This window comes from Cognaticolwellia beringensis (genome assembly GCF_002076895.1).
Lineage (GTDB): Bacteria > Pseudomonadota > Gammaproteobacteria > Enterobacterales > Alteromonadaceae > Cognaticolwellia > Cognaticolwellia beringensis.
In genome coordinates this window covers 2443754-2457977 of sequence record NZ_CP020465.1, presented here as the reverse complement: position 1 = coordinate 2457977, position 14224 = coordinate 2443754, and the positions used below count along the sequence as shown (strand labels likewise).

Annotated in this window: 11 protein-coding genes; 3 read left to right on the top strand and 8 right to left on the bottom strand. The window is 40.2% G+C overall.

The annotated features are described in order from the left end of the window. Positions 1 to 2: 2 nt before the first annotated feature. The 8 genes from gspJ to gspC form a co-directional block, all read right to left on the bottom strand. Positions 3 to 671, bottom strand: coding sequence for a type II secretion system minor pseudopilin GspJ (gene gspJ, locus B5D82_RS10490; RefSeq protein WP_081151374.1), 669 nt, complete (start codon positions 669 to 671; stop codon positions 3 to 5). Continuing rightward, the gene (gene gspI / locus B5D82_RS10485; protein WP_081151373.1) at positions 668 to 1078 is read right to left on the bottom strand and encodes a type II secretion system minor pseudopilin GspI; all 411 of its coding nucleotides are present in this window, start codon (positions 1076 to 1078) and stop codon (positions 668 to 670) included. Before gspI ends, gspJ begins: the two co-directional genes overlap by 4 nt. After that, positions 1062 to 1691, bottom strand: a complete 630-nt coding sequence (gene gspH / locus B5D82_RS10480; RefSeq protein WP_081151371.1) for a type II secretion system minor pseudopilin GspH — start codon at positions 1689 to 1691, stop codon at positions 1062 to 1064. The genes gspI and gspH overlap by 17 nt, the downstream gene beginning before the upstream one ends. 33 nt (positions 1692 to 1724) lie before the next feature. After that, the gene (gene gspG / locus B5D82_RS10475) at positions 1725 to 2159 is read right to left on the bottom strand and encodes a type II secretion system major pseudopilin GspG (RefSeq protein ID WP_081151369.1); all 435 of its coding nucleotides are present in this window, start codon (positions 2157 to 2159) and stop codon (positions 1725 to 1727) included. A 2-nt stretch (positions 2160 to 2161) separates the two neighbouring features. Continuing rightward, positions 2162 to 3385 (bottom strand): type II secretion system inner membrane protein GspF, encoded by a 1224-nt coding sequence (gspF, locus tag B5D82_RS10470; protein ID WP_081151368.1) that lies wholly within the window; start codon positions 3383 to 3385, stop codon positions 2162 to 2164. 81 nt (positions 3386 to 3466) lie between these two features. Continuing rightward, complete coding sequence (gspE, locus tag B5D82_RS10465) at positions 3467 to 5056, bottom strand: type II secretion system ATPase GspE (protein WP_081151367.1); 1590 nt, start codon at positions 5054 to 5056, stop codon at positions 3467 to 3469. 2 nt (positions 5057 to 5058) lie between these two features. Continuing rightward, positions 5059 to 7146 carry a type II secretion system secretin GspD gene (gene gspD, locus B5D82_RS10460; RefSeq protein ID WP_081151366.1) on the bottom strand — a complete coding sequence of 696 codons (2088 nt, stop codon included), beginning with the start codon at positions 7144 to 7146 and terminating at the stop codon, positions 5059 to 5061. A 17-nt stretch (positions 7147 to 7163) separates the two neighbouring features. Beyond that, entirely contained in the window at positions 7164 to 8120 is a 957-nt protein-coding gene (gene gspC, locus B5D82_RS10455) for a type II secretion system protein GspC (protein ID WP_081151364.1), read from the bottom strand. A 201-nt stretch (positions 8121 to 8321) separates the two neighbouring features. On the opposite strand from gspC, the gene hslR reads away from it, so the two are divergent. The 3 genes from hslR to B5D82_RS10440 all read left to right on the top strand — a co-directional run bounded on the left by hslR (position 8322) and on the right by B5D82_RS10440 (position 13971). Further along, entirely contained in the window at positions 8322 to 8735 is a 414-nt protein-coding gene (hslR, locus tag B5D82_RS10450) for a ribosome-associated heat shock protein Hsp15 (protein ID WP_081151363.1), read from the top strand. Positions 8736 to 8744: 9 nt separating this feature from the next. Continuing rightward, entirely contained in the window at positions 8745 to 9602 is an 858-nt protein-coding gene (gene hslO, locus B5D82_RS10445) for an Hsp33 family molecular chaperone HslO (protein ID WP_081154446.1), read from the top strand. A gap of 529 nt (positions 9603 to 10131) precedes the next feature. Then, positions 10132 to 13971, top strand: coding sequence for a S8 family serine peptidase (locus B5D82_RS10440; RefSeq protein ID WP_081151361.1), 3840 nt, complete (start codon positions 10132 to 10134; stop codon positions 13969 to 13971). Positions 13972 to 14224: the final 253 nt, after the last annotated feature.

Genomic DNA, 14224 nt, shown 5'->3' with positions numbered 1-14224 from the left:
CTTTAGTCCTCACCGTCAAGGTTATCACCGGCTACGATAAATTGACGACGAATAATGCCATAATCTGTGGTATCTAGTTCAATCGCAATTGCCATTGGCAAAGTGTTTTCTTTTAATGACTTTTGCCATTTTTTCCCATCATAAAATTCGAAATTTAAGCTTTCAACCTCTGAAATTAATGGTCTTACTTTTGGCTCTTCACCTAACACCGCATCAACAAAGTTAAAATGAACTCGCTCGACAATTTTTTCGTTTAATTGATAAGCCACCGACTGCATATCACTGCGCGGTAATAATAAGCCTGGATTGGTCCAGCCATGACGAACAAAGGCAATTGCCTGTTCACTGGTGGTAAAACTTTCGGTGTCAGTATGTAAAAATCCGGTCTGCGGTGCTTCACCATTTAAACGAACACTACGTCGAGCTATTTGTAACATATCACGCTCGATGATTAAAAAGCCCCGTTGTAATTCATTAATTCTGTCTGTGCGAGCTTTGGTGGATGTGTCGCTATTTAGTACGGTTTCAAAAATACTAAAACTTGCCATACTGATCACCGAAAATATCGCTATAGCAATCAGCACTTCAAGCAAGGTAAAACCTTGGCTACGCTTTGGCATAACGCTCGCAGTGCTTTTAGTCACCTTATGTTTAACGAGGGTTATATTCATTTACTTTGCTTCGAAATATAGGTCATTAAGCTGGTTAGTGACTTTGCTGCTTTTTCTTCAAGACGCACTTCCATAACAATGGCGCGCATGTCATTGTCAGTAGTTTTTACTACTTTTTGTTGCCAAAACCATTCTTGCCCAGCCAACTCTACTTTGCCTTTTTTATTGTTCTTTGGCGGCCAAGAGGTATCTAGGGTTACTTCAACTAACTGATTCGATGCCACCCAACTCGCAATAATTTTACTTTCTAAATAACCTAAGTTTCTCGCGTTTGTGTCTGCCGTACCTAAAATTGCTATACCCGCAATTGAAAACACCGCCATCGCCAACATAACCTCAATTAAGGTAAAACCTTTTTGTAGCTTATTAACGCTGAAATTCACGCTAAAATTAACGAGAGTCCGCATTCACTAATGGCCCTTCTATCGTAAGTGGTGTGGTATAAATGCCAGAAACTTTAAAACTAATATTTTCATCGCCATCAAAAGCGAAGTCTGCCAATGAAAACGTTAAACTAAAGGGGGTAATATCACCACCAGAAAGCATATAGACTTGCGGAATAGTTTTTTTCTTTTCAGAATCGCCAGTAAAGCTCTCTTCTTCATCTTCATTGATTAATACCGAAGAATCGAAGAGTTGAGGCTCTTCAATAGGTAGATCATCAAGCTGCAAGGTTATTTCAATACCTTCAGGTAAAGTATAAACTTCAAATAAAGGGTTATCTGCAATGGGAGACCAACTGACACCGTCATAACCAAGAAATTGATAACTGTTGTCTTCAATAAACAAGCCTAACTCGACATTGTTTAGTAGGCCGTATTCTGCTGCAACGTCAAAAATGCCCGCAAAGCGGGCACTGTTTTGTTCTAATAGTTGCTCTGGTTTATTGCCAGAAAAAGTAAATTGTACCGCAGAGACCATAACGCCAATCAAGACAATGACTAGCATCACTTCAATTAAGGTAAAACCTTGTTGAATTCGATGCTTTTGCTTCGACAAATAGTCATGATTTAGCTTCATAGTTAGTCAGTAATCAATTATCAACAAAAATGATTATTGATAATCGCCTAAATTCCAGTTACCAATATCGTCGTCTGTACCCGGTTCACCGTCAGGCCCCATAGAAAAAACATCCATAGCACTATGCTCGCCCGGATTTAATAGTTGATATTCAGTGCCCCAAGGGTCGTTCGGTAAACGCTTAACATAACCGCCTTCTGGAAAACGGCGGGGCATTGGCTCAATATCAGTTTCAGTCACTAATGCTTCTAAGCCTTGCTCTGTACTTGGATACTTATAGTTATCCATTTTGTACATACTTAAAGATGTTTCCAGCGCATTAATATCTGACACGGCTTTTTGCATATTGGCGCGTTCTTGACTGCCCATTAAGTTAGGTACCACCATACTGGCTAAAATACCTAAAATTACAATAACAACCATCACTTCTAAAAGGGTAAAACCTCGAATATTTCTTACTGCTTTCATTTCTAATTTCCTATTAACGTATTTAACTGAAGAATTGGCTGTAAAATAGCCATAACGATAAATAATACAATACCTGCCATTACCACCATCAATGCCGGCTCAAATGCCTTTAATGAGATGTTAATAACAGCCTCGAACTCACGGTCTTGGTTATCGGCAGCTCGCCCTAACATATGTTCAAGCTGACCACTTTTTTCACCACTGGCTATCATGTGCAGCATCATTGGTGGAAACAGCTTCGTTTGCTCTAAAGACACCCGCAAACTGGCGCCCTCTCTGACCTTGTCTGCAGACTCTTTAACACTTTGCTTAATGTATAAATTGTCGAGTACTTCACCCGAAATTTTCATACTCTCTAATAAAGGAACGGCACTCGCGGTTAAAATGCTCAAGGTACGAGCAAATCTTGCGGTATTTACGCTTTTTGCCACTTTACCTATGCCCGGTATAGCGAGAAAGCGCTTGTGATAAGCGAACCTAAAACTGTCTTTTTTCAACAATTGTGACCAAAAGAGCATTAGCGCAGCGACAATTACTACAATAACTAAACCATAATCACGTAAAAAGTCACTACTGGCAATTAGGAACTTGGTGGTAGCGGGCAAATTAGCTCCCATATGTTCAAATTGGCCGACAATTTTTGGTACTACAGCGGTCAGTAATATGGCAATTACGCCAGTTGCGACTACGGTCATAATAACGGGATAAACCAAGGCTTGAATTAGCTGAGAGCGCAGTTGTTGGCGTTTTTCGGTGTAATCGGCTAACCGGTCTAAGACTTTGTCAAGATGGCCGGATTTTTCGCCCGCTGCAACCATGGCCCGAAATAAGCGATTAAACACCTGAGGAAACTCAGCCATGCTTTCAGCTAAACCATAACCTTCAGTGACTTTAGTGCGCACCGCCATAACCATACTTTTTAAGGTGTTTTTATCACACTGCTCACCTACGGCCATTAATGACTCTTCAATGGGTAAGCCTGATTCAACTAAGGTTGATAGTTGCCGCGTGATTAATGCCAGCTCAGACGCTGAGATTTTTTTACCACCACTAAAAAAAGACTTTTTACTTTCTTGCTTACTTTTTTGCAAACATGGCGTAACTTCAATAGGCATTAAGCCCTGTTCACGCAGTAAATTACGCACATGTCTAGGGGTGTCACCTTCAATAACCCCTTTTTTATTTTTGCCTCGGCTGTCTACTGCCTGATAATCAAATGCTGCCATAATTTACAATTTATCTAACCTAGTTCAGTACCAAGTTAATACCTAGTTATGCGACTGTTTTATCTTGAGATACACGACTGCTTAGTCTTCACGCGTAACTCGTAATACTTCTTCAATGGTTGTTTCACCCAGCATTACTTTATCAAAACCGTCACGACGTATACTTGGCGTGTATGCACGAATGAATTTTTCAATCGCTTGCTCGCCTTTGCCGTTATGAATTAATTCACGGACTTTTTCATCAACCACAATCAGTTCATGAATGCCGGTTCGGCCTTTATAACCTTTAAAGTTGCATTCTTCACAACCAACGGCTTTGTATATTGGCGCAGTATCGTCATCGCTAAGTTGTAATAACTTACGTTCTTCAGCAGATGTGGCGCAACATTCACGACAATGTGGGCATAAGGTTCTTACTAATCGTTGTGCTAAAACACCTAATAAACTTGATGAAAGTAAGAATGGTTCAACACCCATATCTTCCATTCGCGTTATCGCGCCTGCAGCGGTGTTAGTATGCAATGTTGATAATACCAAATGCCCGGTTAAACTTGCTTGCACACCGATTTGAGCGGTTTCTAAATCGCGAATCTCACCGACCATAACCACATCAGGATCTTGGCGCAATATCGCGCGCAAACCTCGAGCGAAAGTCATATCAACTTTGGTGTTTACTTGGGTTTGCCCAATACCTTCTATAGCGTACTCAATAGGGTCTTCAACCGTTAAAATATTACGTTCTTTGCTGTCAATTTGGCTTAAGCCTGCATATAAAGTCGTACTTTTACCGGAACCTGTTGGCCCGGTAACCAGAATAATACCGTGGGGTTTTTCAATTAGTTCAGAAAAACGCGCTCGGTTACCGTCGGTCATACCTAGATCTTGTAAATCTAATCGCGTTGAGTTTTTATCGAGTAAACGTAAAACTACCCTTTCTCCGTGCCCAGTTGGCATAGTTGAAACACGCACATCGACTGCTCGCCCCGCTATTCTTAAGGAGATACGTCCATCTTGTGGAATACGCTTTTCTGCAATATCTAGTTTTGCCATGACCTTGATACGAGACACCAGTAATGAGGCTAATTTACGATTCGGCTTTAACACTTCACGTAATACGCCATCAACACGAAAGCGAATTTGCAATGCTTGTTCAAAGGTTTCGATATGAATATCTGAGGCATTTTCTTTAATAGCTTCACTTAACATGGCATTGATTAGTTTAATAATCGGTGCATCGTCTTCGTTTTCTAATAAATCTTCGGTTTCAGTCATTTCGTCGGCAAGTGAATATAAATCAACCTCGTTGCCGATATCTTCCATCATTTGTTGTGCTTCTGAAGAGTCGCGTTGATAAGCAATCGTTAACAATTGCTCAAACTCTTCTGCGCTTTTTATATCAAGCGTAAAAGGCGCTTTTAGCACACGGCGTACTTCTAATAAAATGTCTGCACTGAGTGACTCAGTGCAGACTAAGCGTAAATCACCGTTTTCATTTGCCACCAGTACACTGTGTCGCTTAGCAAAACCAAAAGGTAGGCGGAAGCGAACATTTTCATCCTTCAAAATGTCACTGACCGCTAGTGATGATTCATCAGGCGAAGTTTCGTTTTCAATTGCAGCTTTTTCGCTAGCAACAACAAAAGCTTGTGTTTGTGGATCAATATCACTCATGGCTATTCGCTTTCATTCGACGATTTTTCTTCATCACGCTTTTTCATGTATTCATCAAACGACGGTGGTAAAGACAGTTGATCATTCCATGTTGGCAGAATAGGCAGTTTCTCATCCGACATTAATTCAAGACCCGCTTCTTTCTTTTGAAGTTCTATTGCACGAATGTAATTATATTTTTCTCTACTTAAGTCATTCATCAATTTGCCATCACGGACAATAGTGGGTCGTAAAAATACCATCAAATTACGTTTACGCTTGGTATTGCTGGTTGATTTAAACAAATGACCAATGATAGGTATATCGCCAAGTAACGGTACTTTTTGCACGCTTTCTTGTACGTCTTCATCAATTAGACCACCTAAAATAACCGTAGCGCCGTCATCAGCCATAACCGTGGTTTTAATTTCACGTTTATTGATTGAGATATCAACACCCGTTGCACCACTCACCGACGACACTTCTTGTTCAATAGTTAGCTGTACACCACTACCTTCGTTAATTTGTGGCGTAACCTTTAATTTGATACCAATTTCTTGGCGTTCAACAGTTTGGAATGGATTACTATTGTTACTACCGGTTTGCGCGCCAGTAATAATTGGCACTTCTTGACCAACAATAAAATATGCTTCTTCATTATCAAGCGTGGTGATACTCGGCGTAGATAATAAGTTCGAATTAGTATCTGAACTTACGGCTTGCACTATCGCGCCCCAATCGTCTTTTACAATACCAAACATGGTCCCACTGACCGTACCTAATACTTGAGCAAGTAAACTGTAATCACCCTTGGTGTCTGCTTGGTCTGGGTTGACAGTGACCGCTCCATTTTCTGAAGTTACCGTTGACCCTTTTGTACCTGGAGTTGAACGAGCAGCTTCAGCCGCGGCAGCCACTGAACTAATAGGTGCTACACCGTTGGTAAATTGGGTAACTCCACCTTGTTCGCTATACCATTGCACACCCAAATTGATACCGTCGCCTTCAAATACTTCAACAATAATAGCTTCAATAAGCACTTGAGCACGGCGAATATCTAACTGGCGAATAACGGCTTCTAATGAGCGCAACATATCCGGTTGAGCGGTAATAACTAAGGTATTAGTATCTTCATGAGCATCAATACTGACATTACGCGTTTTGCTTTTTCGCGATGTGGTACTTGTGGTTGACGAGTCAGCTTCAATAGATTCACTAACACCCTGAAGCACTTTTACCATGTCTTCGGATTTGGCGTATTTTAAATGATAAACCCGCGTGTTACCGTTAGATTCTAGCTCACTATCTAAACGTGAAACCAATCTTGCAACGCGTTCACGCGCTTTTACTTCGCCACTAACAATAACGCTGTTAGTACGTTCGTCAGCCACAATAGTAGGAATTAAAAAGGTTGGTGTTCCGGCACTTTTACCTTGACCAGATTTATTCATGGCCTCAACAATACGTACCATTTCGCCAGCAGATGCATATTTTAAACTAATGATTTGTACGTCTTGGTCGCCGGCTTTATCAACTCGCTCAATAATTTGCACTAAACGGTTTACCACAGCCGCAGTACCCGTCAACATAATTACGTTAGCAGGGTCATAGTTAACTACGTTGCCACCACCGGCTTGATCTGATAATTGACGCAGTAAAGGTGTAAGTTCACGTACGGTAACGTTTTTAACTTCAACAACCCGGGTAACCATTTCATCACCAGCACCAGGGTTTTCATTCCCAACTACCGGTATCGAAGAGGTTTTTGCATCTTTATTACGAATAATTTTGACAACATTGTTGTCCATTTCTACAGCAGAAAAGCCATACACTTCTAAAACGTTCAAGAAGAATTGATAATATTGCTTTTCAGTTAACAAGTCATAACTTCGTACATTAACTTTACCGCGAACGTTGGGATCGACGATCATGGTTTTTCTTAAGTTTTTGCCAACAATATTAATAAATTCCGCTATTTCTGTGCCTTTGAAATTAGGTGAATATTCAGCGGCATTTATATTGGTAGAGAGCAAAACACTATTGAGTAAAACTGCAGTAACAACCCCGGTAAGACTACGTTTATACCAAGGTGCGCTTAATAATTTGCGCATTTATTATTCCTTTTATTCTAATTATCTATACTGAAAAGTATTTCTGTCATGTCACCATTACGGTCAAGTAACAGCGAAACTTCGCGTTGTTCTCTTAAAGACTGAAGTGCCTGAGCCGCCTCGCGTGGCGCGGTTAAATCAAAACCATTCATTTGGACCGCTACATCACCAGACTTAAGACCCGCATTTTGAAAGAAAGTTGGATCTTTTGCTGGCATTAATTGATAACCGGTTATTTTTCCGTTTTCTCGTTTAGGCGAAATTTTTAAATAGTCGGTGATTTTAGCAGGGTCGCTCGTTAACTCTTCTTGTAGTGATGTAGCCACTTGAGTTAGCGCTTTGTTATTCCGTTGATCGACAATATTAGGCGATGACGAATTTTCGTTAGAGTTTTTTGTTAATTGTGGTCCCACTGACTTGTTGTAGTTGGGCTGAACTGGCTTGACATTTTTATCAAAAATTAAACCTTCAAACATTAAGGTTTCGAAGCTGCCCGAAACCTTTAATATTACCCGATCGTTAAAAACGTTTTCTAAGCTCGCACGCGTGCCTTTAATGTTCTCTCCAATGCTGTATGTTTCTTGCTTGCCAGCGCTTTGTATAACTGCGGCAGCAGTGGCTTTGTCACTACTAGCGACAACCCCGGTTAAAATCAGTTTCAGCCGTGTTTCGGGTGCGTCTTCAACAACCTCTTCAACACGTTCCTCTCTCTGCTGAGAATAAACACCAAAGAGATTAAGTGATTGTATTGCTTCAACCTGAACTGCTTTTTTCGGTGCAGAAGAAACAGAGGACATTCCGTTTAGCGTTAAACTCGTGTTTTGATCAGACTCTGCAAGCCCAAGCCAAGTTATTTGCGCAAACAAATAGGCAATATAGCAAAGCAACACCACAATAATTACTTGGGTGATTTTTCGTTGCGGTAGCTTAGGCAACTGCTCAAACGCGCTTGATAGGTTATTCGATAATGTCATTTTTTATAATTTTTTTATTATCTGTAAATTTCAATTCACTTTGATGATACTTGACCAAACGCTTGGCAACAAGACGTCATATTATTTTTTAACTATAATTAGTTAAAAATTTGTAAAGAAATGCATTCGAACTAGCGTAAACACTACGGTTGTGATAACTTTCGCCAAATTCCAATGTGTACATAGGGTATAAATACAACTATGGTAAATCCTAAGGTTAATGATACTAAAAGTAACGCGTCAACCCGCTTAGACAAATGGCTATGGGCGGCGCGGTTCTATAAAACCCGTGCGATTGCAAAGCAGATGATTGATGGCGGTAAAGTTTTTTATAATGGCCAAAGAAGTAAGTCAGGTAAGGCGGTAGTTTTAGGCGACCGCATTACTATTAGACAAGGTTTTGAAGAAAAGCATGTCATTGTTATCGCTTTAGCTGATAAGCGCCGTGATGCTAGCTTTGCCCAAACACTTTACCAAGAAACCACCGAAAGCATTGAAACGCGAGAAAAAAACAACTTAGCTCGCCAGCAGGGTATTTTACTCAGCCCAGCCAGTGACACTAAACCCGATAAGAAACAACGTCGACAAATTCGACATTTAAAAGAAAGGATATAAACAGTGGCTATGCAAAAAGATATCTTAAATCGCTATTTATTTGACAACTTACATGCTCGTGGTGAGTTAGTAAATTTAAGTCAAACTTTCCAAGACATTGTTGCTGCACATGATTACCCATTAGGCGTTAAGCAATTATTAGGTGAATTGGTAGCTGCAACATGCTTATTAACTGCTACATTGAAATTTGAAGGCGAAATTGCCGTACAACTTCAGGGCGATGGCCCCATAGGCTATTTAGCCGTTAATGGTAATAATCACCAAGAAATGCGTGGCATTGCTCGCATGGCAAGCGAATCTAAGGCTACCACGCTTAAAGAACTTATCGGCAAGGGCAATATGGTGATTACTATTCGCCCAACCAATGGCGAACCTTATCAAGGTGTTGTTGCCCTTGAACAAGAAACCTTAGCCGAATGTTTAGAGCATTATTTTGAAGTTTCAGAACAAATACCCACTAAGATTTGGCTATTTACCGATGAAGAAACAACACAAATAGCAGGTACGTTAATTCAATTACTGCCTGACGCTGGCGAAAAAGAGCAACAACAAGCAGATTTTGAGCACTTATGCCAATTAACCAATACCATTAAGCCTGAAGAAATATTTTCATTAGCTACCGAAGACTTATTGTATCGTTTATATCATCAAGAAGAAGTTCGTTTGTTTGACCCCCAAGCAGTAAGCTATAAGTGTAGTTGTTCAGAAGAAAAGTGTTTAAGCACTATTTCTCAAATAGAGCCAAGTGAGCTTGAAAGTATTATTGCCGAACAAGGCAGTGTGTCAATGACTTGTGATTATTGTATGACGACTTATAGTTTTGAACGTCCTCAATTAGCTCAATTTATTGATGGTACAACCCATTAAGTAACATTGATCTGAACACCAATTTTGATAGCTGAAAATTATTTATCAGCTATCAAAATTAAACGCCCTCGCACACCTCATTAATAAACGTATCTATTAAACTAAACTCGCTTTAATCCTCCGTAATGCCTTTATTCTAAAGCACCGACATTTTCGAGAGTAGGCTATGTTAGCAAAGCTCACATCAGGTACATTATTGAGGCCCTTTTCTATCGCTTTACACAGATAATTTAGAATAATGGGGCATTTTCCTTTGATTATAAAATTAGTACTGCAAAATTAAATCACTACTATAATCAAAAGCAGGTCTATGATAAATAAAGGGTACTTTCTATCAACAATCGCGCCAACACAACGCTATTACATTGCATTAACAAACCAAACACTGAAAAAAAGCGCTTATTATACTTAAGTTTGGCGCAGCTATTTTACTGTTAATAATAGATATAAAGCTTTTGATAATGTAGATTTACCTAAAGATACATTCATTCAAAGTGAAGTTTGTCTCAAAAAATTCAAGGGGGTATACGTGAAGAATAACATTGCATTAGCAGTATCGACTGCTTTAATGACTGTCACTCTAAGTTCAATGGCCAATATCGACAGTCAAAGCCAAACTCTAACAACCGATTCAGCAAGCAAAATTAAAACTGCCAGTAAAGGCAGTGCATTCGTAAACAATGTCGGAAAAAAATTTAGAGTCGAAGAAAATTTAGCTCCCGGCAAATATACCTATATTGTACGTTTAAAAGATATGCCTATTGCGACTTATGATGGCAGCATTCAAGGTTTTCCAGCAACAACCCCTAAAGTTGCAAAAAAAGACTCATATGCTCAATTATCCACCAGCCGATTAAGCGCCCAACAAGTCAGAGACTCCTTACGCATAGACTTTTCATCTAAAGCGGCTATTGAATATTCAAAATTTCTGCAAAATAAACAGCAAAATTTTCTTGCTCAAGCAAGGAATAAGTTAGGTGCTGAACCTAATCGAATTTATCGTTATAAAAACACCTTTAACGGCATGGCTTTGAGTTTAACTCAAGCACAAGCACAAGCGTTATCTGCCTTAACTGAGGTGGCCTACATTGAACGTGAACGTATTGAGTACGTTGATACCGACACAGGTCCAATTCATGTTGGAGCCACTGAAGTATGGAGTGGTGATGGGCAAAGTGCGGTCAATATGGGCGAAGGGGTTATTATTGGTGTATTTGATACGGGTATAAACTCGGACCACCCTTCTTTTGCAGATATTGGCGGTGATGGTTACGACCACACAAACCCATGGGGTGCTGGAAATTATGTTGGTGATTGTGCGGGTAATTTTATTGAATTATGTAATGACAAGTTAATTGGTATACGGTCATATTCAGTTATAACCAGTTCCTATGATGATACCATCGTATTTGGCTCTTCACCTCCGGCAAAAAATGGTGAAGATTATGGCGGCCATGGCTCTCATACGGCCAGTACTGCCGGTGGTAATATTATTAAAAATGCCCCTTTGGTTTCTGGAGAAAATGGGGTTACTGAAAGTGACGGTATAGTTAATACGGCTTTCTCATTTGAACAAATTTCTGGTGTTGCCCCACATGCCAATATTGTTGCTTATCAAATCTGTTGGCCAGGTGACGAAGGTGACACTTATACCGGTTGTCCAAGCTCAGCTATTATCGCCGCACTTGATGATGCCGTTATCGACGGTGTTGACGTAATAAACTTTTCAATTAGTGGTGGTGATGACCCATGGAAAAGTGCAACTGAACTTGGCTTTTTAGCCGCACAAGAAGCTGGCATATTTTCAGCAGTTTCAGCAGGTAACAGTGGTCCTGAAGCATACTCAACACTTAAAAATTCGCCATGGTATACCGTTGTTGGTGCTTCAACACACGGCAGAACCTTAAATACATTTCTGACATTCGATAACACAAGTTATTCATTTACTGACGGTACCGGACCGATCATTAATAGCACGATTACGGCTAAGCCAATTGCCGCAGTCAATCTCAACAATACTAACGAAAACGGTTGTGCTGCATTTTCTCAAAACGCGTTTAAGGACTCAATAGCTGTTATTAAACGTGGCGATTGTGACTTTTTAGTTAAAGTAAACAATGCAACAACAGCGGGTGCATCTGCTGTTGTTGTTTATAACAATAGAGACGGTAATAGCTCCATTGTGATGGGACAGTTAGAAACAACCTCAATTCCATCAGTAATGATTTCTGAAAACTCAGGAACATCGCTATTAGCTGATATCAATGCAAACTCATCAATACAACTGTCTATAGACCCGGCTATGAAGCTCAATATTGGCCAAGCTGACAATATGGCCAGCTTCTCTTCTCGTGGTCCAAACTCTACGGCGGCAGATATTATGACGCCATCGGTAACGGCACCGGGTGTTTCTATTTATGCTGCTTATTCAGATCAGCAATTCGGACATGATGTAACAGGCACATCGCCAGCCGATTACTCATTTTTGAACGGCACATCTATGTCGGCACCTCATGTTGCAGGTGCTGCGGCAGTATTAAAGTCAGCTCATCCTACTTGGACTGCAGATAATATTCGTTCCGCGTTAATGTTAACCGCCACAACAGATGTTCGAAAAGAAAACGGCACAACGCCAGCAGATGTCTTTGACATGGGCTCTGGTAGTATTCGGGTTAACTTAGCAACAAATACCGGCTTAATAATGGATGAAACCTATAGTAACTACATTAAAGCCGACCCCAGTATGGCAGGTGTTCCATCATCATTAAATATACCTTCGATGAGCAATACCAAATGTATAGATACATGCACATGGACCCGCACATTTATAGCCACTAGGGACGAAAGCTGGACCGTTACCCCAGTGACGACAAATGCTAAAATGGCATTAACAGTTACGCCAACCAGCTTTGATGTTAATGCTGGTGAAAAACAAACCATTACCGTTACTGCTGATGTGAGCCAAGCTGACGCTAATGCATGGAACTTTGGCAGTATTACTTTAACGGCTGATAACTCACCAGACGCTAAGCTGCCGGTAATAGTGCAAGTCGCTGATAATAATTTACCAAGCGAAATTGTTATCATTGCTAATCGTTCTGCTGGCGAAATTACCTTTACTAATTGGAGTTCAAAAACCCTTTCAGGACTGGCTTCAACGCTTTATCAAGCACAACCAGTGTTAGAAGAGGTTTTGCCTGTACCTGATCAAGGCGTTAAAACTACAACAGTAACATTCGAAAGTACCGTGCCTTATGCCATATTTAATATATCGTCAATTACGGCACTTGATGTTGATTTACGCATACTGGACGCTGGGGCGAACACTATTGCAGAAAGTAGTGGCTCTGATTCAAATGAAGTTGTTACGTTTACTGACTTACCTGCCGGCACCTATTACGTTGCAGTTGATAGTTTCACTGCTTCAAGCCAAGGTGCAACAGACGATGTTGCGCTTAAGGTTTCAGCTACGTACCTTGACGACAGTTTCTTAAGTAACGCTGTTACCACAAGCATTAACGAGCGCGAAAGTGATTTTGACTTAACTTTTAATTGGAATAATATCGATAACGTTAACGGCTTAATGCTGTTATCAAGCTCGAATGCTGAAACAATTAAACTCCCTTGGAGTATTGTTCAAGGTAAGCCTGATGTGCAAGTTAAGGTTACAGAAGATTTAGCCGCAGGTAATCAATCAATGACACCAGGTATAATCAACGCGGTTAGCTTTAATATTGCCCCTAATTCAAGCAATAGTGATAAAGTTTATTCGCTCTCGGCTACTGTTACTGAAGGGCAAGAAATTACTAACGTCAATCATGATGGGGTTGTTTCAAATAACACCATTACTTGGGAAATTACCCGTGCTGTTGGTATGTCAACAAGCGAGATTTCTGTGGGGTTTGATTTAATTCCGCGTACAGCAAGTACCGAAAATGAAATGACTCTAACGAATACATTAGCGGGTGACACCATAACATCGAGTTATAGTTTTGGTGTTGTTGAAGTTGCACCTGTTGCAGTGATAACAGGACCTGCAACGATAGAAGAAGGTGGCTCAGTCACCTTAGATGCTTCAACGACTTCTGATGGAAATGGCGATGAAGTAACTTATCTTTGGGCACAAAGCTCGGGTCCTGCTGTTAGCTTTAACACAAATGCTAGTACTATTAGTTTTCAAGTACCGCAAGTGTCACAAAATGAAACATTGTCGTTTCAGTTAACGGTGAGCGACAATAAAGGCAACTCAGATACAAAAGTGGTTTCAGTATCAATTACTAATAAGAAAGAAAGCAGCTCAGGCTCATTTGGTTGGTTTACGTTAATGCTAATGTCACTGCTGTTAGCCCGAGGTAAAAAGCATCATTAAATATCAGGGTTGTTAAGAATAAAAACCGACAAAGCCTAATGCCATCAACTTTATGTTAATGGCTTTTGATAAAGAGCAATGTTATTTAAAGCGTTATTTTTATGAAAAAAAAAGCAGGACTGATCTCTCAGTCCTGCTTTTTTATCATTGTCTACTCAACATCAGTTAGGGACAAGTAATGCCATTAAAAATATTGATAATAATACTATCTGTAGATTACCAAGTACTCATTACCCCTGGTTGAGGTTACTTA

Excerpts from the sequence above, each read along its gene's own strand:
- gspJ (WP_081151374.1), bottom strand. The coding sequence starts at position 671 with ATGAATATAACCCTCGTTAAACATAAGGTGACTAAAAGCACTGCGAGC.
- gspI (WP_081151373.1), bottom strand. The coding sequence starts at position 1,078 with ATGCGGACTCTCGTTAATTTTAGCGTGAATTTCAGCGTTAATAAGCTA.
- gspH (WP_081151371.1), bottom strand. The coding sequence starts at position 1,691 with ATGAAGCTAAATCATGACTATTTGTCGAAGCAAAAGCATCGAATTCAA.
- gspG (WP_081151369.1), bottom strand. The coding sequence starts at position 2,159 with ATGAAAGCAGTAAGAAATATTCGAGGTTTTACCCTTTTAGAAGTGATG.
- gspF (WP_081151368.1), bottom strand. The coding sequence starts at position 3,385 with ATGGCAGCATTTGATTATCAGGCAGTAGACAGCCGAGGCAAAAATAAA.
- gspE (WP_081151367.1), bottom strand. The coding sequence starts at position 5,056 with ATGAGTGATATTGATCCACAAACACAAGCTTTTGTTGTTGCTAGCGAA.
- gspD (WP_081151366.1), bottom strand. The coding sequence starts at position 7,146 with ATGCGCAAATTATTAAGCGCACCTTGGTATAAACGTAGTCTTACCGGG.
- gspC (WP_081151364.1), bottom strand. The coding sequence starts at position 8,120 with ATGACATTATCGAATAACCTATCAAGCGCGTTTGAGCAGTTGCCTAAG.
- hslR (WP_081151363.1), top strand. The coding sequence starts at position 8,322 with ATGGTAAATCCTAAGGTTAATGATACTAAAAGTAACGCGTCAACCCGC.
- hslO (WP_081154446.1), top strand. The coding sequence starts at position 8,745 with ATGCAAAAAGATATCTTAAATCGCTATTTATTTGACAACTTACATGCT.